General features: G+C 70.0%; 23 protein-coding genes. 16 read left to right on the top strand and 7 right to left on the bottom strand.

Annotated elements, in window-relative coordinates:
• Positions 1 to 20: 20 nt before the first annotated feature.
• Positions 21 to 878: an alpha/beta fold hydrolase gene (locus ACFXMV_RS09680; RefSeq protein ID WP_378498998.1), complete on the bottom strand. Its 858-nt coding sequence runs from the start codon at positions 876 to 878 to the stop codon at positions 21 to 23.
• 117 nt (positions 879 to 995) lie between these two features.
• Here ACFXMV_RS09680 and ACFXMV_RS09675 point away from each other — a divergent pair, with 117 nt between their 5' ends.
• The 3 genes from ACFXMV_RS09675 (at position 996) to ACFXMV_RS09665 (ending at position 3,159) form a co-directional block, all read left to right on the top strand.
• Positions 996 to 1,475, top strand: a complete 480-nt coding sequence (locus tag ACFXMV_RS09675) for a MarR family winged helix-turn-helix transcriptional regulator (RefSeq protein ID WP_378498999.1) — start codon at positions 996 to 998, stop codon at positions 1,473 to 1,475.
• 33 nt (positions 1,476 to 1,508) lie between these two features.
• Positions 1,509 to 2,336: an SDR family NAD(P)-dependent oxidoreductase gene (locus tag ACFXMV_RS09670; RefSeq protein ID WP_378499000.1), complete on the top strand. Its 828-nt coding sequence runs from the start codon at positions 1,509 to 1,511 to the stop codon at positions 2,334 to 2,336.
• Positions 2,337 to 2,406: 70 nt separating this feature from the next.
• Positions 2,407 to 3,159, top strand: a complete 753-nt coding sequence (locus tag ACFXMV_RS09665) for a glutamate racemase (RefSeq protein WP_378499001.1) — start codon at positions 2,407 to 2,409, stop codon at positions 3,157 to 3,159.
• 11 nt (positions 3,160 to 3,170) lie between these two features.
• On the opposite strand, the gene ACFXMV_RS09660 is transcribed toward ACFXMV_RS09665, so the two are convergent.
• Both ACFXMV_RS09660 and ACFXMV_RS09655 read right to left on the bottom strand, forming a co-directional pair.
• Positions 3,171 to 3,797 (bottom strand): TetR/AcrR family transcriptional regulator, encoded by a 627-nt coding sequence (locus tag ACFXMV_RS09660; protein ID WP_378499002.1) that lies wholly within the window; start codon positions 3,795 to 3,797, stop codon positions 3,171 to 3,173.
• A gap of 76 nt (positions 3,798 to 3,873) precedes the next feature.
• Entirely contained in the window at positions 3,874 to 4,245 is a 372-nt protein-coding gene (locus tag ACFXMV_RS09655; protein WP_378499003.1) for an SPW repeat protein, read from the bottom strand.
• Positions 4,246 to 4,356: 111 nt separating this feature from the next.
• Between ACFXMV_RS09655 and ACFXMV_RS09650 the strand changes: the two genes are divergently transcribed.
• Positions 4,357 to 5,109, top strand: coding sequence for a DNA alkylation repair protein (locus ACFXMV_RS09650; RefSeq protein WP_378499004.1), 753 nt, complete (start codon positions 4,357 to 4,359; stop codon positions 5,107 to 5,109).
• Here the strand turns inward: ACFXMV_RS09650 and ACFXMV_RS09645 are convergent.
• Both ACFXMV_RS09645 and mftR read right to left on the bottom strand, forming a co-directional pair.
• The gene (locus ACFXMV_RS09645; protein ID WP_378499005.1) at positions 5,081 to 6,136 is read right to left on the bottom strand and encodes a 2Fe-2S iron-sulfur cluster-binding protein; all 1,056 of its coding nucleotides are present in this window, start codon (positions 6,134 to 6,136) and stop codon (positions 5,081 to 5,083) included. The two genes, ACFXMV_RS09650 and ACFXMV_RS09645, sit on opposite strands and share 29 nt — an antisense overlap.
• Positions 6,137 to 6,300: 164 nt before the next feature.
• Positions 6,301 to 6,942, bottom strand: a complete 642-nt coding sequence (gene mftR / locus ACFXMV_RS09640; RefSeq protein WP_378499006.1) for a mycofactocin system transcriptional regulator — start codon at positions 6,940 to 6,942, stop codon at positions 6,301 to 6,303.
• A gap of 89 nt (positions 6,943 to 7,031) precedes the next feature.
• Between mftR and mftA the strand changes: the two genes are divergently transcribed.
• Genes mftA through ACFXMV_RS09610 form a run of 6 tightly spaced genes read left to right on the top strand, consistent with a single transcriptional unit; the run spans position 7,032 to position 13,761 of the window.
• Complete coding sequence (mftA, locus tag ACFXMV_RS09635; protein ID WP_378499007.1) at positions 7,032 to 7,130, top strand: mycofactocin precursor MftA; 99 nt, start codon at positions 7,032 to 7,034, stop codon at positions 7,128 to 7,130.
• Entirely contained in the window at positions 7,115 to 7,393 is a 279-nt protein-coding gene (gene mftB, locus ACFXMV_RS09630) for a mycofactocin biosynthesis chaperone MftB (protein ID WP_378499008.1), read from the top strand. Before mftA ends, mftB begins: the two co-directional genes overlap by 16 nt.
• A 45-nt stretch (positions 7,394 to 7,438) precedes the next feature.
• The gene (gene mftC / locus ACFXMV_RS09625) at positions 7,439 to 8,656 is read left to right on the top strand and encodes a mycofactocin radical SAM maturase (RefSeq protein ID WP_378499009.1); all 1,218 of its coding nucleotides are present in this window, start codon (positions 7,439 to 7,441) and stop codon (positions 8,654 to 8,656) included.
• A gap of 11 nt (positions 8,657 to 8,667) precedes the next feature.
• The gene (gene mftD, locus ACFXMV_RS09620) at positions 8,668 to 9,843 is read left to right on the top strand and encodes a pre-mycofactocin synthase MftD (RefSeq protein WP_378499010.1); all 1,176 of its coding nucleotides are present in this window, start codon (positions 8,668 to 8,670) and stop codon (positions 9,841 to 9,843) included.
• A gap of 13 nt (positions 9,844 to 9,856) precedes the next feature.
• Complete coding sequence (locus ACFXMV_RS09615) at positions 9,857 to 11,809, top strand: mycofactocin system FadH/OYE family oxidoreductase 1 (protein ID WP_378499011.1); 1,953 nt, start codon at positions 9,857 to 9,859, stop codon at positions 11,807 to 11,809.
• Positions 11,806 to 13,761, top strand: coding sequence for a mycofactocin system FadH/OYE family oxidoreductase 2 (locus tag ACFXMV_RS09610; protein WP_378499012.1), 1,956 nt, complete (start codon positions 11,806 to 11,808; stop codon positions 13,759 to 13,761). Before ACFXMV_RS09615 ends, ACFXMV_RS09610 begins: the two co-directional genes overlap by 4 nt.
• Positions 13,762 to 13,840: 79 nt before the next feature.
• Here ACFXMV_RS09610 and ACFXMV_RS09605 read toward each other — a convergent pair whose 3' ends face one another.
• Together ACFXMV_RS09605 and ACFXMV_RS09600 are read right to left on the bottom strand one after the other, a co-directional pair.
• Positions 13,841 to 14,410: a histidine phosphatase family protein gene (locus ACFXMV_RS09605; protein ID WP_378500696.1), complete on the bottom strand. Its 570-nt coding sequence runs from the start codon at positions 14,408 to 14,410 to the stop codon at positions 13,841 to 13,843.
• A 27-nt stretch (positions 14,411 to 14,437) separates the two neighbouring features.
• Positions 14,438 to 15,037 (bottom strand): hypothetical protein, encoded by a 600-nt coding sequence (locus ACFXMV_RS09600; protein ID WP_378500695.1) that lies wholly within the window; start codon positions 15,035 to 15,037, stop codon positions 14,438 to 14,440.
• Between the two features lie 79 nt (positions 15,038 to 15,116).
• On the opposite strand from ACFXMV_RS09600, the gene mftE reads away from it, so the two are divergent.
• The 6 genes from mftE (at position 15,117) to ACFXMV_RS09570 (ending at position 22,353) form a co-directional block, all read left to right on the top strand.
• Positions 15,117 to 15,803 (top strand): mycofactocin biosynthesis peptidyl-dipeptidase MftE, encoded by a 687-nt coding sequence (gene mftE / locus ACFXMV_RS09595; protein ID WP_378500694.1) that lies wholly within the window; start codon positions 15,117 to 15,119, stop codon positions 15,801 to 15,803.
• 25 nt (positions 15,804 to 15,828) lie between these two features.
• Positions 15,829 to 17,226, top strand: a complete 1,398-nt coding sequence (gene mftF, locus ACFXMV_RS09590) for a mycofactocin biosynthesis glycosyltransferase MftF (RefSeq protein ID WP_378502918.1) — start codon at positions 15,829 to 15,831, stop codon at positions 17,224 to 17,226.
• A gap of 3 nt (positions 17,227 to 17,229) precedes the next feature.
• Positions 17,230 to 18,726, top strand: coding sequence for a mycofactocin system GMC family oxidoreductase MftG (mftG, locus tag ACFXMV_RS09585; protein ID WP_378500692.1), 1,497 nt, complete (start codon positions 17,230 to 17,232; stop codon positions 18,724 to 18,726).
• Between the two features lie 114 nt (positions 18,727 to 18,840).
• The gene (locus tag ACFXMV_RS09580) at positions 18,841 to 20,079 is read left to right on the top strand and encodes a transcriptional regulator (protein ID WP_378500697.1); all 1,239 of its coding nucleotides are present in this window, start codon (positions 18,841 to 18,843) and stop codon (positions 20,077 to 20,079) included.
• 77 nt (positions 20,080 to 20,156) lie between these two features.
• Positions 20,157 to 21,680 (top strand): aldehyde dehydrogenase, encoded by a 1,524-nt coding sequence (gene adh, locus ACFXMV_RS09575; RefSeq protein ID WP_378502917.1) that lies wholly within the window; start codon positions 20,157 to 20,159, stop codon positions 21,678 to 21,680.
• Between the two features lie 130 nt (positions 21,681 to 21,810).
• The gene (locus ACFXMV_RS09570; RefSeq protein ID WP_378500711.1) at positions 21,811 to 22,353 is read left to right on the top strand and encodes a DUF779 domain-containing protein; all 543 of its coding nucleotides are present in this window, start codon (positions 21,811 to 21,813) and stop codon (positions 22,351 to 22,353) included.
• The last annotated feature ends 18 nt before the right edge of the window (positions 22,354 to 22,371 follow it).

The raw sequence follows: 22,371 nt of genomic DNA, 5'->3' as shown, positions 1-22,371 counted from the left end.
CGCACCCGCCAGAATCGTTGCTAGGAAAGGAAATCGGCGAGGATCGTGGTCAGCCGGTCCGGATCGTGACTGGGCAGGCAGTGGTGACTGCTCTCCGGCAGGACTTCGATCCGGACACCCGGGATGGCGTGGTGCGCCGCCGCGGCCACCCGTTCGGGATCGATCGCCCGTGAATCCTGGGCGAGCGCGACGAGGGTGGGGACGCGCAGCTCGCCGAGTGCGGTGGTGGACGGCCGCTTCGGCAGCACGATCCGCGGCCGCGGGGACCCCGCAGCGCCGAGCGCGAAAACCGTCAGCCAGTCCGGGTCGATCGCCCGCCCGTGCGTCTCCCACTCGATGAATCGCCGGACCCGGCTCTCGTTGGGGCGCAGCAACATCGGAAGCGCTCGCAGCACATAGCCGGCCCGCAGCCCGGAGAAGCAGTTCGTCGGGTCGAGCAGGCCGAGTCGGTCCACCCGGTCAGGGCGGCCGAGCGTGTATGCGAGGGCGATCCACGCGCCGTAAGAGTGCCCGATCAGGGCCGCCCGCGGCAGGTCGAGCTCGTCGAGAACCGTGTCGAGCCAGGTCATCAGGTCCGCGGGCGTGCGTGGCCGCCGATCGCCTGGCATGCTGCGGCCTGCGTCGCCGATGAGGTCAGGGGCATAGACCCGGTGGGTCCGGCCGAGCGCGGCCGCGACGGCGTACCAGGCCGTCCCGGTGGCGCCGCCGCCGTGCAGGAGGAGAACCGGGGGAGCATCGACCGGGCCGCAGGCGTGCACGCGGGTCACGCCGAACTCGGAGGTGGTCTCCAGCGGTGTTGCTCCGTCCCAGCGGGCGAGGACCGCGTCGTAGGCGGAGTCGAATCGGCTTCTCGTGCGGATTTGAGTGCTGTCATCCATGGGACGCTCCGAATTCTCTCGACATCAGATAATCTCGATGACTGAGATAATTACTGATCGAGAGATATGAATCAAGGGAGCCATGCATCAGGGGAGCAGTGCGTTGGGAGCACGAGAATGAGCGCGACGGGCGACCCCGACTCGGCGATGCGGCTCGTGCACCAACTGCGCAGGCTCACCGTCGACCTCGACCTGTTCGGTGCCGCGTTCGCGAGCCGTAACGGCCTACACGCGACCGACCTGCGGGCGCTCATCGCGCTGCTCGACGCGGACCGGGCCGGGATCGCCGCCACGCCGGGGTGGCTGGGCAGGCAGCTGAGCCTGGGCTCGGCGGCAACCACCGCGCTGCTCGACAGGCTGGAAAGGGCGGGCCACATCGGTCGGACGCCGGACCCCGGCGACCGCCGCCGGGTGCTGCTACAGGTTCAGGAGCACGCGAAGTACCTGGGCTGGTCCTTCTTCGGGCCGCTGATCGGTCGGATGACCGCCTCGATCGGCGAGTTCGACGAGGCCGAGCTGGCCGCCGTGGCCAAATTCCTTGCGGCGATGACCGAGGCGGTCGGCTCCGCGGATGGGGGACTCGACGGCTGGCGTTGACTTCCGCTCGGTGGACGGAGAAGGCTCGGGTCCATGGAACGGCTGCGGGGCCGCGTCGCACTGGTGACGGGGGCGTCCGGTGGGCTCGGCCCCGTCATCGCCCGCGCACTCGCGGGCGAGGGCATGGACGTCGCGGTCACCGGCAGGCGCGAGGACGCACTCGCCGCCGTGGTGGCGGATTTGCGGGCATTCGGCGTGCGGGCGGAGGCGGTGCCTGCCGACCTCACCGACCCGGGGGCGGCCGGCGCCCTGATCGAGCGCGCCGAGCAGGCGGTCGGTCCGATCGACGTTCTGGTCAACAATGCCGGCGTCGAGAACGTCGCCGCCTTCACCGCGCTCACCCCGGCGGAACTGACCGAGATGGTCGACGTCAACCTCACGGCCCCGATGCTGCTCACCCGTGACGTGCTGCCCGGCATGGTGAGCCGCGGCCGTGGCCACGTGGTCTTCATCAGCTCGATGGCAGGCAAGTTCGGACAGGCGTACACGGAGCCCTACTCCGCCACCAAGGCGGCCCTGATCGGGCTCAACCAGGCGCTACGCGCCGAATACGGGCCGTCCCCGGTCGGCTTCTCCGTCGTGTGCCCTGGGTTCATCGGCGGCGACGGCATGTACCAGCGGATGGTCGAGCGCGGAATCAGGTCCAACCGGGTGATCGGCGAGACCACGACGACGAGGGTGGCGGACAGGGTGGTCTCGGCGATCCGCAAGGACCTGCCCGAGGTGATCGAGAGCGGGGCGCCGGTTCGTCCGCTGCTCGCGATCGCCGCGGTCGCGCCCCGATTCGCCGAGCGGGTCGCCGCCAGGATCGGTGTGAAGGAGATGTTCCGGCGCCTGAGCGAGGACCGCGGGAAGGCCTAGGGAGGCGGGTGGGATCGACGGGCGGCCCCACCCAGGCGGCGCGATGGCGGCGTCGAGATAGATTTGTCGGGTGATTGTTGCGCTCATCGACTCCGGGCTGGGGCTGCTGCCCACGTCGGCCTGGCTGCGGCGCCTTCGTCCCGAGCTGGATCTGCTGCTCGTCCTCGACCCCGACGGCGCACCATGGGGGCCCAAGCCGGAGCGCTGGGTGATCGACAGGGTGGTCGGGGCCGCCGAACGGGCGGTGGACCTGGGCGCCGAGGTCGTGGTGCTGCCGTGCAACACCGCGAGCGTGACCGCGCTCGACCACGTCCGGGCCCGGCTGGGCGACTCGATCCCGGTGATCGGGACCGTGCCCGCGATCAAGCCTGCCGCCGCGGTCAGTCGCTCCGTCGCGATCTGGGCCACCGCGGCCACCACCGCCAGCCGGTACCAGGCAGACCTGATCGAGCAGTTCGCCAACGGCGCCTCGGTGGTCGGTGTGGCGTGTCACGGACTGGCCGACGCGATCGACCTGGGCGACACCGACCTGGCCAAGCGCGCGATCGCGGACGCCGTCGCCCGCACTCCGGCCGACTGCGACGGGGTGGTCCTCGGTTGCACCCACTACCCGTTGATGGCCGGCGAGATCGCCGACCAGCTGCCTGCAGGGGTCACCCTGTTCGACAGCGCCGAGGCGGTCGCCGCCCAGACGATCCGGCGAATCGATGCGCTCGGCCGCGAGGCGAGCGGGAGCGGAACGGTGTCGGTGCTGCTCAGTGGCCGACCGGGGTCACTGCCCGCCAGCGCCGCCGCGTTCGAGGCGGGCCGCCTACTCGGGTAGCGGCTGCACGGTCACGCACCGGCCGTGCCGAGCTGTTCGAGACCCGCGGCCACCACGCGTGCGACGCCGCCCAGGTCCTCCCGGTGTTCGCGGTTCACGCCGTCGAGATCGCGGAGTCGATCGGTGCTGGCAACGGAGAACATCGCGGCCACCCAGGCGGTCGCGCACGAATCGAGCACCCGCGCGGACACGGCGACCGGGGAGCTGGCCCGCAGCACCTCGACGGTGGCGTCGTGCAGGTAGCTGCGGAACCGCCGCAGGTGCGCGCGGACGGCGGGGTGCGTCTCGGCCTCGCGCCAGATGATCACCCGCATCACCGAGGAGTGATGGTCTCGCAGGTTCAGCGCGGCCTCGAGGTTGACCAGCGTCGATTCCGGCTCGCCCGTGACCACCAGTCCGGCGACGTCGGTCAGCGGTTCCGCAGGCAGCCGTTCGGCGATGAGCGTGGTGAGGATCGACGCCTTGGTCGGGAAGTAATAGAAGACCAGCCCCTTCGGCACGCCCGCCTTCGCCGCGATGGCCGCGGTCGAGGTCGCGTCGTAACCCGACACGGCGATGAGTTCTTCGGCGGCGTCGAGGATCAACTCCCGTGCGTCACCGTCCACGCTGGCCGTCCGGCGCTGGCGCGGACCTGGCATTCGGTTGCCTCCGAACGGGTTTGGTGGGGCGAGGCCATCGGCGCTCGCCCCAGCGTGGGAATTGTCGTTGATTCTGTCAGTGGTGCGTAGCCAATCCGCCACCGTGTCCGATGTGTAGCCGCGAACCCTCCGGCATGGCGGCCATCGCCGTGAGCGCCGTCAGCACTCCGCCGATCCATGAGGTCCAGGCGGCGCCGGCCATGTCGGCGAAGCCCATCACCCACGGGGAGAGGAACATCAGTACGCCGAGCGCGCCCATCGCCCATGGGACGAAGGCCATCTCAGACGACATCATGTGCGCCAGCCCGGCGACTGCCACCAGCACACCCAGCACGACCATCGACCAGCGTGCGGCGTTGTTCGTGTCCATCCACATCGGGGACAGCGCCACGACGACGCCGATCACCACGGCGGCCCAGTCCTGCCACCGAGCCATTGCTGCCTTCATTTCCTGCCTCCTCGAAGAGGGAACCCGCTACCTCCGGTATAACCCTGATTGACCGGCCGGTCAATAGCCCGGCCGGCCTCGATTCGGCCGCCCGTCTGGCATGGTCGGGGCATGGACGATGCGACGACAGTGACCGGGGCGTTGGCACAGGTCTCGAGCTCTGCCGACGCCACGCACCTCCAACGGTTCTTCAAGACCGGGCCGGGGGAGTACGGCGAGGGAGACGTGTTCATCGGGGTCCGGGTACCTGCGACCCGGGCGGTGGCGAAGCGGTTCGCGGACCTGCCGTTGGCCGAGGTGCGCGTGCTGCTCGACAGCGAGGTGCACGAGCATCGGCTGGCCGCCCTGGTCATCCTGTGTGGCCGGTTCACCCGGGCCTCCGCCAGCAGGACGCGCGACGACGCCGAACGCGAGCGGATCGCCGACTTCTACCTGGCCGCGGTGCTGCGGGGGCGGGTCAACAACTGGGATCTCGTCGACAGCTCGGCGGAGATCGTGCTCGGCGGCTGGCTGTTCGACCGACCGCGCGACCTGGTCTTCGAGCTCGGCGAGGACGGGGACCTGTGGCGCAGGCGGGTGGCGCTGCTGACCACGTTCGGCTTCATCCGCCGCGGCGACGCCACGACGACGCTTGAGCTGGCACCTCGGCTACTCGACGACCGACGCGACCTCACGCAGAAGGCACTCGGCTGGATGCTGCGTGAGGTCGGCAAACGGGTGGACCGGGCGCTGCTCACCGGGTTTCTCGACGAACACGCCGCCGAGATGGGTGCGACGGCGCTGTCGTACGCCGCCGAGCATCTCGACGGCGCCGACCGCGCCCGCTATCGGGAGATCAGAACTCGATCTCGAGGGCGTCGCTGATCGGCTTGGCCTGGCAGCCGAGGATGTAGCCGGCGGCGATGTCCTCGGGGTCGAGGATCTCGCTGTTGCCCATCTCGACCTCGCCCTTGAGCACGGTGCAGGCGCAGGAGCCGCACTCGCCCTCCTGGCAGGAGTACGGCACGTCCAGGCCCTTGGCCAGCATGATGTCGACGAGGGTCTGCTTGCGCGGCCAGCTCATCTCGTGGGTCTCACCGTCCAGGGTGACGGAGACGGTGGCCGCGTCGGCGGCCTCTTCCTCGGTGATCTCCTCGAGCTCGACGTCCTGGAACGGGTCGCCTGCGAGCGAGTTGAAGACCTCGGCGTGCACGGAGGTGCGCGGCACGCCTGCCTCGGCGAGCGCCTTGTGCACGGTGTCCATGAACGGGCCGGGGCCGCACATGAACGACTCGAAGCCGCCGAACGGCTTGGCGAGGGTGGCGAACTGGTCAGGCGTCGGCCGTCCCTGCAGGGATTCGAGCCAGTGCACGACGGTCAGGCGGGTCGGGTACTGGGCCGCGAGGCCGCGCAGCTCGTCCGCGAAGATGACCGACTTCTCGTCGCGGTTGGCATAGATCAGCACCACCTTGCCGGTGCCCTCGGTGAGCGCGGACTTGAGGATCGAGATCACCGGGGTGATCCCGCTGCCCGCGCCCCACAGCAGGAAGTCGTGGTCAAGCGACTTGGGGGTGAACACGCCCGACGGGGGCAGCACCTCGATGGTGTCGCCTGCCTTGATGTTGTCGCAGAGCCAGTTCGATCCATAGCCCTCAACGGTCCTCTTGACCGTGACCTTGGGCTCGGCGTCGCTGAACGGCGAGCTGGCCAGGGAGTAGCAGCGGGCCACCGAGCCGGTCTGATCGCTGGGAATGCGCAGCGTGAGGAACTGGCCGGGCTTGTAGTCGAACTTGCCGCGATGCTCGTCCGGGACGGTGAAGACCAGGGACCGGGCATCGGAGGTCTCCTCGACGACCCCGGACACGGTGAGGACAACCGACCTGGAGCTGTGCGGCATGTCAACGGTGGTCATCGCGGCGGATCCTCTCGGGGGTGAATCTGGAACGTGTTCTAGTTTCGAATGTAGCAGGAAATCATGAAACCAGGTCGATCGTAAAACGTGGGGGCCCGTTCCCGGCAATCGGGATACAGCAGCTCAGGGCGGTGGGCGCAGTCCCGAATGGTCTCGTGCGCGGGTCACTCACCGTGGATGGCTGCGGCGTCGAGTCCGTGGGACAGGACGGCACTCCCGGCGCGGAGCAGATCCGGCAGTTCGAGGGAGTCGTCGGTGAGCCACTGCTCGTAGGCGGAAAGTGCGACACCGAGGACCATCCAGCCGATCGTGCGGGGCAGGTGATCGGTTGCCCGGTTGCCCATGCGGTCGGCCGCATAGTCGGCGATCACCGCGCGCCAGCCGTTGTACATCACCATCGAATATGCCTGCAGCGCCGGAGCTTGCAGGATGATCTGCATGCGCTTGCGATGCAGCGCGGCCACCGCGGGCGGGAAGCTGTTGAACTCGAGCAGCGCCGAGGCGAGCCCCTCGGCCAGCGGGATGTCGCGGGGGAGTTCGGCGAGCTGTTCGCGCATGTTCGCCAGATGCAGGTCGAAGTCGCCCCACGGCACCGCGTTCTTGGATGGGAAGTAGCGGAAGAAGGTGCGCCTGGCGATGCCTGCGGCCTCGGCGATCTGATCGACGCTGGTCTCCTCGAAACCGTGCTCGGCGAACAGTTCGATGCCGATATTGCTGATCCGATCGCGCGTCGTCGAGGGACGGCGACCTATCCGACCTGCGGTTTTATTGCCGGTCTGCGTCAATTTGTCGCCCGGACCTTTCATTGTGCACTCGATGCCATTAGTGTGGTGAGGCGAGTCACAGTGAACCGATCGCCGTGACTGACGCCAACCCTGGCACAGGAGGTATGTGAATGTCTGACCATCGCGAAAGCGTCGTTGCCGAGACCGAGCTCGTCGAGGAGGCCCTCGTCGAAGAGGTCTCGATCGACGGCATGTGCGGCGTGTACTGATCGTGGATCTCGATACCGGGTGGAAGCTTCACCCGCAGGTGGCGCTGCGTCCCGAACCGTTCGGGGCGCTGCTCTACCACTTCGGGACAAGGAAGCTCTCGTTCCTGAAGAACCGCACGATCGTCGAGATCGTGCGGGCTCTGCCTGATCATCCCGACGCCAGAACCGCCATCCGTGCGGCAGGCATCGACGAGGCGCAGGTGGACACCTATGCCCGGGCGCTCTCCACGCTGGCCGCGTCGAAGATGATCGTCGCCGCCTGAGTCCGCCACCACGCCACCCCTTCTTCCGTCTCGAGGACACAGCCCATGACCTCTATGCTCGATCGCCCCGCTCCCGCCCCGGTGGGCAGGCTCGTTGACCAGTTCGAACTCGGTCTCGACGCGCCCATCTGTCTCACCTGGGAACTCACCTACGCCTGCAACCTTTCCTGCGTGCACTGCCTGTCGTCGTCCGGTCGGCGGGATCCGCGTGAGCTGAGCACCGAGCAGTGCAAGTCCATCATCGACGAACTGCAGCGGATGCAGGTGTTCTACGTGAACATCGGTGGCGGCGAGCCGACCGTCCGTTCCGACTTCTGGGAGCTCGTGGACTACGCCACCGAGCACCAGGTGGGCGTCAAGTTCTCCACCAACGGCGTCAAGATCGACAAGAAGGTCGCCGCACGGCTGGCGGCCAGCGACTACGTCGACGTGCAGATCTCCATCGACGGTGCCACCGCCGAGGTCAACGACGCGGTGCGCGGACCCGGATCCTTCGCGATGGCCGTGCGCGCCCTCGAGAACCTCGCCGAGGCGGGATTCAAGGACGCCAAGATCTCCGTCGTCGTCACCCGGCACAACGTCGGCCAGCTGGACGAGTTCAAGGCGCTCGCCGACAAGTACGGTGCGACGCTGCGGATCACCCGGCTGCGCCCGTCCGGCCGCGGCGCCGACGTCTGGGACGAGCTGCACCCGACGCAGCCGCAGCAGCGCGAGCTGTACGACTGGCTGGTCGCGAACGGTGAAGGGGTCCTGACCGGCGACTCGTTCTTCCACCTGTCCGCCTACGGCGATGCGCTCCCCGGCCTGAACCTGTGCGGTGCCGGACGGGTGGTGTGCCTGATCGATCCGGTCGGCGACGTGTACGCCTGCCCCTTCGCGATCCACGAGCAGTTCCTTGCAGGAAACATCGTGGCCGACGGCGGATTTCAGCACGTGTGGCAGCACTCCGACCTGTTCACCGAGCTGCGTTCCCCGCAGACCGGCGGCGCATGCAGCAAGTGCGACCACTACGACTCCTGCCGCGGCGGCTGCATGGCGGCCAAGTTCTTCACCGGCCTGCCGATGGACGGCCCGGACCCTGAGTGCGTGCAGGGCTACGGCGAGACCGCGCTCGCGGGTACTCGCGGCGAGATTCCCAAGTCGAGCGTCGACCACTCCCGCACCGGGAACCGCCGCACCCCGCGGGCACCGGTTCCGCTGCAGCTGATGGTCCGCCCGCCAGCCAAGATCTGTGACGAAAACCCGCTCGCGGGAATGGAATAGAGGATTTTTTCATGGCCAAGAATGCCTGGTTCGAAACCGTGGCCGAGGCGCAGCGACGCGCCAAGAAGCGGCTGCCCAAGTCCGTCTACATGGCGTTGGTGGCCGGGTCCGAGAAGGGGCTGACGGTCGACGACAACCTCGCGGCCTTCAGCGAGCTCGGCTTCGCACCGCACGTCGCGGGGCTGCACGACAAGCGGGACATGGCTACCCAGGTCATGGGTCAGCCCATCTCGATGCCGGTGCTGATCTCGCCGACCGGCGTGCAGGCCGTGCACCCGGAGGGCGAGGTCGCGGTGGCCCGCGCCGCCGCCGCCCGTGGGGTCGCGATGGGGCTGAGCTCCTTCGCGAGTCGCTCGATCGAGGACGTCGCCGCGGCCAACCCGCAGACGTTCTTCCAGATGTACTGGGTGGGCGACCGCGACACCCTGGTCCAGCGCATGGAGCGGGCTCGCGCGGCCGGTGCCACCGGCCTGATCATGACCCTGGACTGGTCCTTCTCGATGGGGCGGGACTGGGGCAGCCCGGCGATCCCGGAGAAGATGAACCTCAAGGCGATGATGCAGAACGCGCCGGAGGCCATCACCCGGCCGAAGTGGTTGTGGGAGTTCGCGAAGACCGGCAAGGTGCCGGACCTGACCACCCCGAACCTGGCCGCGCCCGGCCAGCAGGCGCCGACCTTCTTCGGTGCCTACGGCGAGTGGATGGGTACTCCGCTGCCGTCGTGGGAGGACGTCGCGTGGCTCCGCGAGCAGTGGGGCGGGCCGTTCATGCTCAAGGGCGTCATGCGCGTGGACGACGCCAAGCGCGCCGTCGACGCCGGCTGTTCCGCGATCTCCGTCTCCAACCACGGCGGCAACAACCTCGACGGCACCCCGGCCCCGATCCGGGCCCTGCCCGCGATCGCCGAGGCGGTGGGCGACGACCTGGAGGTGCTGCTCGACGGCGGTATCCGTCGCGGTAGCGACGTCGTCAAGGCCGTCGCGCTCGGCGCCAAGGCCGTGATGATCGGCCGCGGCTACCTCTGGGGCCTGGCGGCCAACGGGCAGGCAGGCGTCGAGAACGTCCTCGACATCCTCCGCAGCGGCATCGACTCGGCGGTGCTGGGTCTGGGGCACTCGTCGATCGCGGACCTGTCCCCGTCGGACCTGGTGATCCCGGCCGGCTTCCGCCGCGACCTCGGCGTCTAGGACGCCGCGGGCCGTGACGGCACGGCTCACCGAACCGATCACCCTGGCAGGGCGCACCGCACCGGCCAGGGTGATCTTCGGTCCACACGAGACGAATCTCGGTGTGGGCCGCGCCCTTTCCTCCGCGCACGTGGCGTATTACGGCAGGCGCGCCAGGGGCGGGGCAGGCGTCGTGGTCACCGAGGTGGCCTCGGTGCACGCGGACGACTGGCCGTACGAGCGGGCACCGCTGGCCGCGGACTGCGGGCCGGGCTGGCGGGAGATCGTCGACGCCTGCCGGCCGCACGGAACACTGGTGCTGGCAGGCCTCGGCCACACCGGGCTGCAGGGTTCGAGCGCGAATTCGCAGTCGGCGCTGTGGGGGCCGTCGCGGGTCGCGGATGTCGTCACCCGCGAGCTGCCCATGGAGATGGAGCGGGCCGAGATCGACTCGCTGATAGAGGGATTCCGGTCCGCCGCGGCGCTCGCCCGGGCGGCGGACCTGGACGGAATCGAGCTCGACGCTGGCCCGCGGGCGCTGCTGCGACAGTTCCACTCGGGTCTGACCAATATGCGCGACGACGGATACGGCGAGGACCGGCTCAGGCTCACCCGGGACGTGATCGACGCCGTCCGCGGCGAGCTCGGTCGCGACCGGGTGCTGTCGCTGCGGCTGAGCTGCGACGAGCTCGCGCCGTGGGCGGGGATCACGCCCGAGATCGCCGCGCGGTATGCCGGCGAACTGGCGCAGTCGCTCGACCTGCTGGTGGTCGTCCGCGGCGGCCCGATGTCGGTCGAGGCGTACCGCCCGGACGCGCACACCACCGCGATGTTCAACGTGAAACTGTGCTCCCGAATCAGGGAGGCGGTCGCGGGCGCGGTGCCGGTTGTGCTGCAGGGCAGCGTGATCGAGGCAGGCGATGCGCAGCTGGCGCTCGAGGACGGCGTCGCCGATGCGGTGGAGATGACCCGCGCGCAGATCGCCGACCCGGACCTGATCGTCAAGGCCCGCCGCGGCGACGCACCAAGACCCTGCCTGCTCTGCAACCAGGCCTGTCAGGTCCGCGACCCGCGCAATCCGATCGTCACCTGTGTCGGGAACCCGTCGGCCGGTCACGAGCGCGTCGACCCCGACGAGACGCTGCCCGCTCCGGACCCGGGTGAGGTACTGGTCGTCGGCGGCGGGCCTGCCGGGCTGGAGGCGGCGCGGGTGCTGGCGGTGCGCGGGCACCGGGTCACCCTCGCCGAGCGCGGTTCCCGGCTCGGCGGCATGCTGCGGGTGGCCTCGGTCGGCGCCGGTCGCGATTCGCTCTCGGCACTGGTGGATTGGCTGGAATCCGAATGTCGCCGGTTGGGCGTTCGCGTCGAAACCGGCCGCGCGGTCACAGCCGAGGAGATCGACTCCGCGAGGTCCGTCGGCCGCGCGGTGATCCTGGCGACCGGTAGCGCGCCGAATCCGTGGCCGGGGGACCGGCACGAGAACACCGAGATCGTGAGCGCGGCAGAGCTGTTGGCCGGACAGGCCTCGCGCGAACGGCCCCTGCGGGACGGCCCGATCCTGGTGTTCGATCCGGTGGGTGACCAGATCGGCGGCGCGGTCGCAGAATGGCTGGCCGCGCTTGGCCGCGAGGTGTCGATCGCGACGCCGGACCAGGTCGTCGGCGTCCAGCTCGGCAGGACCGGAGACCTCGCCGCCGCCAATGTCCGGTTGCAGCGGGCGGGCATCACGCGGCACCTGAGCATGATCGTTCGTTCGATCGTCGCGGACGGAGTCCTGTTGGAGAACGTCCACACCGGCGAGCGGCACGTGCAGGCCGCGGCCACGCTGGTCGACTGCTCACACCGGCTACCTGACGAGTCACTGTTTCTGATGCGGCCCACCGCGATCCGGGTCGGGGACTGCCTGGCGCCGCGGACGGCAGCCGAAGCGATCCGGGAGGGCCGGGCGGCGGCGGTCGCGGCCTCCGTGGGGGACGTGCGGACATGACCGCCTACCGTTACCTGCTGACCCCGCTGACCCTCGGCCGGACGACGCTGCGAAACCGGGTGGTGTTCTCGGCGCACCTGACCAACAGCGCACGCGGCGGGCTGCCAACGGAGCAGCACGCCGCGTACTACGAGGCGCGTGCCAGGGGCGGTGCGGGGCTGATCATCACCGAGGAACACAGCATCCACCCGTCGGACTGGCCGTACGAGAAGCTGATCCAGGGATATCGGCCCGAGGTGGTCCCGCACTATCGGAAGATCACCGATGCGGTGCACGCGCACGGCTCGGTGATCCTGGCGCAGCTCAACCACAACGGCGGGCAGGGCTCCGGGATGTACTCGCGGCAACCTGTTCTGGCGCCCAGTCCCGTGCCGGACCCGATGTTCCGCGAGGTGCCGAAGGCCGTCGACACGGCGGAGATCGGGGAGCTGGTCGCGGGCTTCGCGTTGGTCGCCGAGCATTGCAGGCGCGGCGGCTTCGACGGTGTCGAGATCCAGTGCTCGCAGGCGTCGATCGTGCGGGCCTTTCTCTCGCCCGACACCAACCGGCGCACCGATCGGTACGGGGGCACCCTGGCGAACCGGGCGCGATTCCTGCTCGAGGTCGTGGCGTCGGTGCGCGCGGCGCTCGGACCCGAACCGGTGCTCGGCGTGCGGTTGACCGGAGAGGAGTTGATCGAGAACGGCATCCACCTCGGCGAGGCGGTGGAGGTCGCCGCGATGGTGGAGGCGAGCGGGCACGTCGACTACATCAACACCTCGATCGGCATGGCGACGCAGACCCTGCACCTGATCGAGGGGTCGATGGCGGTGCCGCGCGGATACGCCTTGTTCATCCCGAACGCGATCCGGCAGCGGGTGGCACTGCCGGTGATCGGCGTCGGCCGGTTCACGGACCCGGAGCAGGCGGATCTCGCGATCGACGAGGGCCACTGCGACCTGATCGGCGTCGTCCGCGGCCAGATCGCGGACCCCGACTTCGCCGCCAAGGCCGTGGCGGGCCGCTCCGACGAGATCCGGACCTGCCTGGCCTGCAACCAGGAGTGCATCGGCCGCGTCGGGCTGGGCCGCTGGCTCGGCTGCATCGAGAACCCGAGGGCCGGAAGGGAATCGGTTCCGCTACCGCTGCCAAGGCGACTCGGTCTGCGGGTATGCGTGGTGGGCGGCGGACCCGCTGGGCTGCAGGCCGCGGCCACCGCGGCGGAGCGCGGCCATCGGGTGACGCTGTTCGAGCGGGCCGACCGCACCGGCGGCCAGGTCCGGATCGCCGCGGGCGCGGCCGGCCGAGCCGAGTTCGGGGATCTGGTCTCGAATCTCGAGGTGGAGTGCGATCGGTATGGCGTCGACGTTAGGACCGGCGTCGAGGTGGACGCGGACTTCCTTCGCGCGCAGGCGCCCGGCGCGGTGATCGTCGCGACCGGCGCCCGGCCGCGCCGGCCGCGGTGGGCCGGGGAGCTGGCGCGGGTGGTGGACGTGCGGGACGTGCTCGAGGGCCGGTCCGACCCCGGCGGCCGGGTACTCGTGATCGACGAGTTGGGCTTCCACCAGGCGACATCGGTCGCCGAACTGCTCGCCGACCGCGGCTGCGCGGTGACCGTCGCGGCGAATGGCATGATCGTCGGCCAGGACCTGGGCATCACCCTCGACATGGAGGGCTGGCAGCGCAGGGCACACCGCAAGGGCATCGCCCAGCTCACCGACCTGGTGCCGCTCGGGGCCGTCGCGGCACCGGGGTCGGCGGTACGCGTCGCGTTGCTGCACCACCCGACCGGGGTCACCACGGAGCCGGAATTCGACTGGGTGGTGTGCGCGGTGCACCAGCAGCCCGAGGACCGGTTGTGGAAGCAGCTGTCCGGCAGCGAGTTCGAGGTGCACCGGATCGGTGACGCGCTGACCCCACGCCGCGCGGACGCGGCGGTGACCGAGGGGCACCGGGTGGCCGTCGCGCTCTGAACGGCCCCGCCCAACCTCCCCAATGTCACACTCGTTCGGCCAGGCCGAACGAGTGTGACATTGGGGAGGTCTGTCCTGGCTAGATGGTGGTGGCCAGGTCGCCCGGCAGCAGGCGTTGCGGCGACTGGCTGAATGCCCATCCGTCCGAACCGTTCCGGGTGAGCACCCAGACCACGTCGAACCGGTCCTCGGGCCAGGGGTCGGGGGGCGTCGACTCGACCTCGCCTAGCGCGTCGACGATCTCGGGGAGATACTCGCGCTGCCAGCAGATCAGGACCGGCCCCGGCGTGCGGAGTACCCGCTTTGCGAGCGCCTTGACCTCGGATCGCCCGATGTCGGTGTCCACCTCGAGGCCGAGCTTGTCGGCCAGCGGCGAGATCGTCTGCAGCGAGCGCTTGCTGCCGTCCTTCTTGCTCGGCGTCGACGCGAACAGGGCCCGCGGTCGGAGCAGCCCGGTGGGTGGTTCGCCGTCGTCGGGGGCGAAGAGCGTGGCGAGCGCGGCGGCGCGTTGCCAGCCGACGGGGGTGAGCGATTCGTCGCACCGTCCGCCGTCCGGGTCGACGCCGAACGGTGGTTCGTCGCCCTCGGGCCGTTCCGCGTGCCGGATCAGCATGATCGACGTCGGGAACGTCGCCTCGTCCTTGGCCATACGCGTATTCTTCCCGATCGCTGCCGGCTATCCGGGTGTTTGATCACCCGAGGGCGCGGCGGACTGCAGCAGGCCCCAGGAGAACTGCGCGGCGCAGGCGGTGCCGTCCGGTGTGGCGAACTCGGCGGCCGCATGGCTGGGCACGGTGCCCGCGGACATGCGGTAGCGGACGGGGGCACAGGTCGACTCGAGGTCGTCGATGACCAGCAGCCACGGCCGTAGGTCCGCCACCGAGGCGATGGCGGGCGCGGCCCCGTCGGACGCCCTTGCGAGCCGCTCGTCGACGACTTCCCCTCCAGGCCCGAAGGTGACCTGGAACTGCAGTCCGGGCCACAGCGGCATCGGCCAGGCTTCGATGGCCAATTCCCCGACCACCGCCACCGGGCGGGAGGTCACCACCTCGGGCTTGCCGAGGGCGAGGCGATACCGCGCGGCACCGTCGGGGAAGTGGCTCCGCAGGCCGCGTTGCCACTGGGCGTGCGCGGCGCGCAGGTCCGTGCCGCTCTTGCCGAGGTTCTTGAGCGCGGCCTCGACCAGTCTTGGCTGATGGTCGTTCATCCGGCGGAGCAGCATCAGCTCGAAGTTGACGACGCCAAATCCTTTGAGCGGCATTCGGTCCAGCGTCACGTCATCCTCCAGCCGAGGGTCCTGTTGGTGACCGATGGTAGCCGCAGGGCCGCGACGGGCTCGGCATAACATCGTGGGCATGCCATTGGACCTCGCGGGCGCGACCTGGCCCGACATCGACGCCGACGCGCCCGCCATCGCGGTGCCGATCGGCTCGCTCGAGCAGCACGGCCCGCACCTCCCGCTGGACACCGACACCCGGATCGCGGTCGCGGTGGCGCGGTCGCTGCCGGGGATGGCAATCGCCCCCGCCATCGCCTACGGGGCCAGCGGGGAGCACGAGGGCTTTGCGGGAACCGTCTCCCTCGGCGCGTCCGCGCTCGAGGCGGTGGTGGTCGAGTACGGGCGGTCGGCGTGTCGCTGGTCCCCGCGCGTGTTGTTGGTGAACGGGCACGGCGGCAACGCCCCCACCCTCGCCAAGGCGGTCGCGCTGCTGCGCTACGAGGGCCGGGACGTGGCCTGGTTGCCCTGTGCGGTCCCGGGCGCCGACGCCCACGCGGGACGCACAGAAACGTCCCTGCTGCTGCACCTTTCGCCAGGTGACGTGCGGATGGAGCGCGCGCAACCGGGCGTCACGCAGCCCATCGGCGAATTGATGGACCGACTGCGGGCAGGCGGGATCGCCTCCGTCAGCGCGAACGGCGTCCTCGGCGATCCGACCGGGGCGAGCGCCGCCGAAGGTGAACGGATGTTCGAGCAGATGGTGGCGCGCTGTGTCGCGGCCGTGTCGCGATGGCAACCGGATGGCAATGGCATGTTGCGGTGAGAGCAGATCCGAATACGATCACCTGATGCGCCAAGCTCGACTGCCCGACGGATTCGGGGTGAGAATCGATCCGAAGGTGCGCACATTCTCGGGTGGACGGGTGTTGATCGGCGGTTCCCCGACCCGGATGCTCCGGCTCGCGCCGACGGCGGCGGCGATGATCGGTGACGGATTCCTGAAGGTCGTCGACACCCAGTCCGCACAGGTCGCCAGGCACCTCCTCGACTCCGGGGTCGCCAACCCCCGGCCGATGAGTTCGCCGTCGAATCAGGACGTCACCGTCGTCATCCCCCTGCACAACAACATCGCCGGGCTCAATCGGCTGCTGCCCGCGCTGCGCGGGCTCGCCGTCATCGTCGTCGACGACGGCTCCGACGATCCGGTGCCCACCCCACCGTGCTGCGACGGACGCGCCGAGGTGCAGGTCCTCCGGCATGAGACCGCGCTCGGTCCTGCCGCTGCCCGCAACACCGGAATGGCCGCCGCAACAACGGAGTACGTGGTCTTCCTCGATTCCGACGTGGTGCCCAGGCTCGGCTGGCTGGACGCGATGCTCGGCCACTTCAGCGATCCGGCGGTCGCGATGGCCGCGCCGCGGATCGTCGCTCTGGAACCGGAGGCGGGCGCGATCGCCCGTTACGAGCACGCCCGATCCTCCCTCGATCTGGGGCGCAAGGAGGGTGCGGTGCGGGCGGGCAGTCCGGTCTCCTATGTGCCGAGTGCGGCGATGCTGGTGCGCAGGCGCGCACTCGAGGAGTGCGGTGGCTTCGACGCCGCCATGCACGTGGCCGAGGACGTCGACCTGTGCTGGCGGCTGCATGCGGCGGGCTGGCGGCTGCGTTACGAGCCGATTGCCAACGTCGCCCACGATCACCGCGTTTCCTTCCGGAAGTGGTTCGGCCGCAAGCTCTTTTACGGGACCGGAGCCGCTCCGCTTGCCCTCCGTCACGAGGGGTTGGTGCCGCCGGTCGCGATGTCGCCGTGGACGCTGGTGGCCGTCTTGCTCGCCGCGACCTGCACCAGGCTGGGCCTGGCAGGCTCGCTGGTCGCGCAGCTCGTCACCGTCGTGCGCCTGCGCCGGACGTTCCGGGAGCTCGATCAGCCGACCCGGATCGCGGTCGTCCTCGCCGGGCAGGGCTTCGCGGGCGGCGTCTGGCAGCTCGCGTCCGCGATGTGCAGGCACTATTGGCCGGTGACGCTGCTGGCCGCACTGGTGTCGCCGCGGGTCCGTCGCGCCTGGCTGGCGGTGGCGGTGGCCGAGGGACTCGCCGACTGGTTCACGCACCGGGAGCCGGGCGGCCTGGGCCCGTTGCGGCACACCATGTTCAAGCGGATGGATGACGTTGCCTACGGCACCGGCCTGTGGCGCGGGGCGATTGCCGAGCGCAGTCTCGCCGCACTGAAGCCCCGGCTGCGGGGCTGAACGATGCCGGCCCCGGATCCGGTGGCCGATGTGATCGTGGTGGGCGGCGGGTCCAGCGGATGTGTCGTGGCCGCGCGACTGAGCGCGAACCCCGACCGCTCCGTGCTGTTGATCGAGTCGGGGCCCGGTGCGCGCGAGCCCGGACCGCTCGGGTTGCTGCCTGTCGGGCCGACCAGCGACCTCACCTCCAGCTACCGGGTCGAACTGCGACCAGGGCAGGAGACGACCATCGCCCGCGGCCGCGTGCTGGGCGGGTCCGGGGCCGTCAACGGCGGCTATTTCATCCGCGGGACCGGGTCGGACTTTCGCGGGTGGCCCGCGTCGTGGTCGTATTCCGAAGTGCTGCCGTACTTTCGGAGGCTCGAGACGGATCACGTCGGTGACCGTCGCTGGCACGGTGAGGACGGACCGATGCCGGTGACGCGGATCGCTCGCGAGGAGATGCACCCCGTCAGCGCGGCGTTCCTCGACGCGTGCGCGGCGGAGGGTTTCGGGTACGCCGCCGACCTCAACGATCCCGCCGCGGAGGGGGCAGGGCCGGTGCCGCTCAACGCGGTGGCGGGACGCCGGATCAGCACCGCGACCGCCTATCTGGAACCGAACCTCGGTAGGCCGAATCTGCGGGTGCGGACCGGCGTCGTCGCCCGCCGGGTGGTGTTCGACGGCGTCCGGGCGGTCGGTGTCGAGGCGGGCGTCGCGGGCGAGCGTCGCCTGCTGCCCGCCCGTCAGGTGGTGTTGTGCGGTGGTGCGATCGGCACGGCGCAGCTGCTGATGCACTCCGGAATCGGGCCGGCGGGGCAGCTTTCGAAGCTGGGATTGTCCGTCATCGCGGACCTTCCCGGGGTGGGCCGCGATTTCGGTGACCATCCCGAGGTGACGCTGCCGTACCGACTGCGCAACCGGGCTCCGAGGAATGTGCAGACCGCGGTCCTGGAGGCCGTGCTGGAGGCGGACGGGATCGAGATCCGTCCGTACACCGCGCCGTTCGCGGAGGTCATTCCCGGTACGGCTGACGCGGTCCCGCGTCTCGGGGTGGCGCTGATGCGTCCGGACAGCAGGGGCGAGATCGTGCTGCGGTCCGCGGATCCGGCGGACCCGCCGATCGTGCGGTACCGGTACCTGGCGTCCGCGGGCGACCGCGCGGCGATGCGGTCCGGGATCGAACTGGCACGGGGTCTGCTTGCCTCGGCGGCGTTCGGGCGGGTGGCCGAGAGCGAGGCGTCCGCGTGGCCGCCCCCCACCTTCGAGAACCTCGGCACCTCCCTGCACCTGTCCGGGACCTGCCGGATGGGGTCGGAGGCCGACGGGGACGCCGTCGTGGACGACCGGTGCCGGGTGATCGGCGTGGACGGGGTCCGGGTGGCCGACACCTCGGTGATGCCGACGCTCACCTCCAGGGGCCCGCACGCGACGGCCGTGATGATCGCCGAACGCGTCGCCGACCTGATCGACGGCGACGCGAGGCCCGGGCGCGCCGCCCAGGGAAGCGCCGAGGTGTGACCGGCGTTACAGTTGGTGGGACGTCACGGAGGAACTCGATTGACCAGAGCAGTGCACGGCAACCCCTGGATTGCCGTACGGCCGGGCGATGATGTCGCGCAGCTGGCGCGACTGATGTCATCGGCCCACCGGTCGTTCGTCGACGGCAGTGCGGGGGAGAGCGTGGACCCGGCGGCCGTCGGGCATGACGGGGTCCGATCCGTGATCCTCGATTCCTGGCTCCGCAGCCGGAACAAGGGCGTGAACCCCGACGGGGGTGACGACGGCATCGGCCTCGACGGCATCGAACTGGAGCGGTACCGCTCCGGGCACCCGATGGCGCTGATCCGTCCCGTGGTGCGCAAGCTGCTGGTCGACGACGCCGCCGACACCGGACTGCTCGTCGCGATCAGCGACGCCGAGGGGCGTCTGCTCTGGGTGGAGGGCGACACCGCAGCCAAGGACCGGGCGCTGGCGATGAACTTCGTCGAGGGCGCCGACTGGAGCGAGGACCGCGTCGGCACCAACGCGCCGGGAACGGCGCTCGCGCTCGACCACTGCGTGCAGATCTTCGAGGCCGAGCACTTCAGCAGGACGGTCCACGATTGGAGCTGCTCCGCTGCGCCCGTGCACGACCCGATGAGCGGCCAGATCCTCGGCGCTATCGACATCACCGGCGGTCCGAGAGTCGCTGTGCCCGAAGTGCTCTCGCTGATCCGGGCCACCGTCGCGGCGGCTGAGTCCGAGCTCCGGTTGCACCTGCTCAACTCGCCCCGGCTGCTCGGCGACGCCCGCCCTCGACTGCAGGTCCTCGGATCCGAGCGGCCCACCCTCGTGCGGGACGGAGAGCGGGCCAGCCTCTCGCAGCGGCACGCGGAGATTCTGCTGTTGCTGGCCGCGCACCCCGAGGGGCTGGGCTCCGACCATCTCGCCGTGCTGCTCGACGAGTCGGAGCTGGACTCGGTCACGATCCGGGCGGAGATGTCGCGCCTGCGCAAGGTGTTCGGCGCGGCGGGCCTCGGCTCCCGCCCGTACCGGCTGCTGACGGATCTCGGCTCGGACGTGGAGGAGGTCCGCCGCGCGCTGGACCGCGGAGACGCGGCCGCGGCGCTGCGGGCCTACCGGGGTCCGGTACTGCCGGGCTCGGTCGCGCCAGGGGTCGAGGACATCAGGACCGACCTGCGCGGCCGCCTGCGGGCGGCGCTGCTGCGGGCAGGCGACCAGGGCCTGCTCGCGAAGTGGACGAGCACGGTCGATGGCCGCGAGGACACCGCGGCGTGGGCCGCCTATCTGTCCTCGATGGACCGTCGATCGCCGATGTATGACCAGGTCAAGTCCAGGATCGAGCTGCTCGACCGGCGGCTGGGCGTCTGACCCACTCGGGACGCAACGTTGTTGCAACCCTCGAGCTCCTAGTGTTCTGGATCACACCACACCACGAGGAGCCTTCGATGACTGTGTACGCCCGCCCGGGTTCGCCCGATTCCGTCATGTCCTTCCAGTCCCGCTACGACAACTGGATCGGCGGACAGTGGGTGCCGCCCGTCAAGGGACAGTACTTCGAGAACCCGACCCCGGTCACCGGTCAGCCGTTCTGCGAGATCGCCCGAGGCACCGCCGAGGACATCGAGCTCGCCCTCGACGCCGCGCACGCCGCCGCCCCCGCATGGGGCAAGACCTCGGTCGCCGAGCGCGCGGTCATCCTGAACAAGATCGCGGACCGGATGGAGCAGAACCTCGAGGCCATCGCCCTCGCCGAGTCCTGGGACAACGGCAAGCCGATCCGCGAGACACTCAACGCGGACATCCCGTTGGCCATCGACCACTTCCGCTACTTCGCGGGTGCCATCCGGGCGCAGGAGGGTTCGCTCTCGGAGATCAACTCCGACACCGTCGCCTACCACTTCCACGAGCCGCTCGGCGTGGTCGGTCAGATCATCCCGTGGAACTTCCCGATCCTGATGGCGGTGTGGAAGCTCGCGCCCGCGCTGGCCGCCGGTAACGCGGTGGTGCTCAAGCCAGCCGAGCAGACCCCGGCCTCGATCCTGTACCTGATGAGCATCATCGGCGACCTGCTGCCCGCGGGAGTGCTCAACGTCGTCAACGGATTCGGCACCGAGGCGGGCAAGCCGCTGGCCTCGAGCCCGCGGATCAAGAAGATCGCCTTCACCGGCGAGACCACCACCGGCCGGCTGATCATGCAGTACGCGTCGCAGAACCTGATCCCGGTGACCCTGGAGCTCGGCGGCAAGAGCCCGAACGTCTTCTTCTCCGATGTGCTCGCCGCCAACGACGACTACCAGGACAAGGCGCTCGAGGGCTTCACCATGTTCGCGCTCAACCAGGGTGAGGTGTGCACCTGCCCGTCCCGTGCGCTCATCCAGGCGGACATCTTCGACGAGTTCCTCGCGATGGCGGCGGTCCGCACCAAGGCCGTGCGGCAGGGTGACCCGCTCGACACCGAGACCATGATCGGTGCGCAGGCCAGCAACGACCAGCTGGAAAAGATCCTGTCCTACATCGAGATCGGCAAGGCCGAGGGTGCCCAGCTGGTGACCGGCGGTGAGCGCGCCGAGCTCGGCGGCGACCTGTCCGGCGGCTTCTACGTGCAGCCGACGGTGTTCACCGGCAACAACAAGATGCGGATCTTCCAGGAGGAGATCTTCGGACCGGTGGTGTCGGTGACGTCCTTCAAGGATTACGCCGAGGCCATCGAGATCGCCAACGACACCCTGTACGGACTCGGCGCGGGCGTCTGGTCCCGCGACGGTGGGGTGGCCTACCGCGCCGGCCGCGACATCCAGGCGGGCCGGGTGTGGACGAACACCTATCACCAGTACCCCGCGCACGCGGCGTTCGGTGGCTACAAGCAGTCCGGTATCGGCCGCGAGAACCACCACATGATGCTCGACCACTACCAGCAGACCAAGAACCTCCTGGTCAGCTACGCCCCGAAGGCGCAGGGCTTCTTCTGACCTGGGTCCCCCGATCCACGGCGTCCGCCAATGCCCCCCTGCGGCGGACGCCGTGACCGACGGCACGGCGCCCGCCCATCCCCCCGAGGCGGGCGCCGTGCCACCACTTCTCGGCGAAGCGGAGGTTCCGATGGCCGACTCGATGACGGCGCCCGGCCGGATCGTCGTGACCGCGGCGGCGATGGATCTGCTCCGACGACTGCGCGGCGCCCATGGGCCGCTGATGATGCACCAGTCCGGCGGATGCTGTGACGGCTCGGCGCCGATGTGTTATCCCGCAGGCGAATTCATCGTCGGCGACCGCGACGTCCTGGTCGGGTTGCTCGATGTGACGCTCGGTGTCGGCGAGGTGCCCGATTCCCTGCCCGACGGTGACGACGCGGTCCCCGTGTGGATCTCGGGCTCCCAGTTCGCGGCATGGCAGCACACGCAATTGGTGCTGGACGTGGTCCCGGGTCGCGGTTCGGGTTTCAGTCTCGAGGCGCCGGAGGGCCTGCGCTTCCTGAGCCGGGCCCGCGCGTTCACGCCCGCGGAGAACGTCGCGCTCGCCGAGGTCGCGCCGGTCACCGGGCAGAGCTGGGAGGAGGGGCGACGGCCCACACTGTCCGCCGAGCCCCTGGTGGTCGCCGAGGCTGCCGACGCGTGCCCCGTACCGGGCGGCCCGAAGAACTGACCAGCCGTTACCCCGCGG

It is taken from the genome of Rhodococcus sp. NPDC059179 (assembly GCF_042754885.1).
Lineage (GTDB): Bacteria > Actinomycetota > Actinomycetes > Mycobacteriales > Mycobacteriaceae > Rhodococcus_G.
The sequence above is the reverse complement of the archived record's forward strand: the minus strand, read 5'-3'. Positions and strand labels throughout refer to the sequence as shown.

What these genes read in the sequence shown, in the direction of transcription:
- ACFXMV_RS09680 (WP_378498998.1), bottom strand. Translation starts at nt 878, where the DNA reads ATGGATGACAGCACTCAAATCCGCACGAGAAGCCGATTCGACTCCGCC.
- ACFXMV_RS09675 (WP_378498999.1), top strand. Translation starts at nt 996, where the DNA reads ATGAGCGCGACGGGCGACCCCGACTCGGCGATGCGGCTCGTGCACCAA.
- ACFXMV_RS09670 (WP_378499000.1), top strand. Translation starts at nt 1,509, where the DNA reads ATGGAACGGCTGCGGGGCCGCGTCGCACTGGTGACGGGGGCGTCCGGT.
- ACFXMV_RS09660 (WP_378499002.1), bottom strand. Translation starts at nt 3,797, where the DNA reads ATGCCAGGTCCGCGCCAGCGCCGGACGGCCAGCGTGGACGGTGACGCA.
- ACFXMV_RS09655 (WP_378499003.1), bottom strand. Translation starts at nt 4,245, where the DNA reads ATGAAGGCAGCAATGGCTCGGTGGCAGGACTGGGCCGCCGTGGTGATC.
- ACFXMV_RS09650 (WP_378499004.1), top strand. Translation starts at nt 4,357, where the DNA reads ATGGACGATGCGACGACAGTGACCGGGGCGTTGGCACAGGTCTCGAGC.
- ACFXMV_RS09645 (WP_378499005.1), bottom strand. Translation starts at nt 6,136, where the DNA reads ATGACCACCGTTGACATGCCGCACAGCTCCAGGTCGGTTGTCCTCACC.
- mftR (WP_378499006.1), bottom strand. Translation starts at nt 6,942, where the DNA reads ATGAAAGGTCCGGGCGACAAATTGACGCAGACCGGCAATAAAACCGCA.
- mftA (WP_378499007.1), top strand. Translation starts at nt 7,032, where the DNA reads ATGTCTGACCATCGCGAAAGCGTCGTTGCCGAGACCGAGCTCGTCGAG.
- mftC (WP_378499009.1), top strand. Translation starts at nt 7,439, where the DNA reads ATGACCTCTATGCTCGATCGCCCCGCTCCCGCCCCGGTGGGCAGGCTC.
- mftD (WP_378499010.1), top strand. Translation starts at nt 8,668, where the DNA reads ATGGCCAAGAATGCCTGGTTCGAAACCGTGGCCGAGGCGCAGCGACGC.
- ACFXMV_RS09610 (WP_378499012.1), top strand. Translation starts at nt 11,806, where the DNA reads ATGACCGCCTACCGTTACCTGCTGACCCCGCTGACCCTCGGCCGGACG.
- ACFXMV_RS09605 (WP_378500696.1), bottom strand. Translation starts at nt 14,410, where the DNA reads ATGGCCAAGGACGAGGCGACGTTCCCGACGTCGATCATGCTGATCCGG.
- mftE (WP_378500694.1), top strand. Translation starts at nt 15,117, where the DNA reads ATGCCATTGGACCTCGCGGGCGCGACCTGGCCCGACATCGACGCCGAC.
- mftF (WP_378502918.1), top strand. Translation starts at nt 15,829, where the DNA reads ATGCGCCAAGCTCGACTGCCCGACGGATTCGGGGTGAGAATCGATCCG.
- mftG (WP_378500692.1), top strand. Translation starts at nt 17,230, where the DNA reads ATGCCGGCCCCGGATCCGGTGGCCGATGTGATCGTGGTGGGCGGCGGG.
- ACFXMV_RS09580 (WP_378500697.1), top strand. Translation starts at nt 18,841, where the DNA reads ATGTCATCGGCCCACCGGTCGTTCGTCGACGGCAGTGCGGGGGAGAGC.
- adh (WP_378502917.1), top strand. Translation starts at nt 20,157, where the DNA reads ATGACTGTGTACGCCCGCCCGGGTTCGCCCGATTCCGTCATGTCCTTC.
- ACFXMV_RS09570 (WP_378500711.1), top strand. Translation starts at nt 21,811, where the DNA reads ATGGCCGACTCGATGACGGCGCCCGGCCGGATCGTCGTGACCGCGGCG.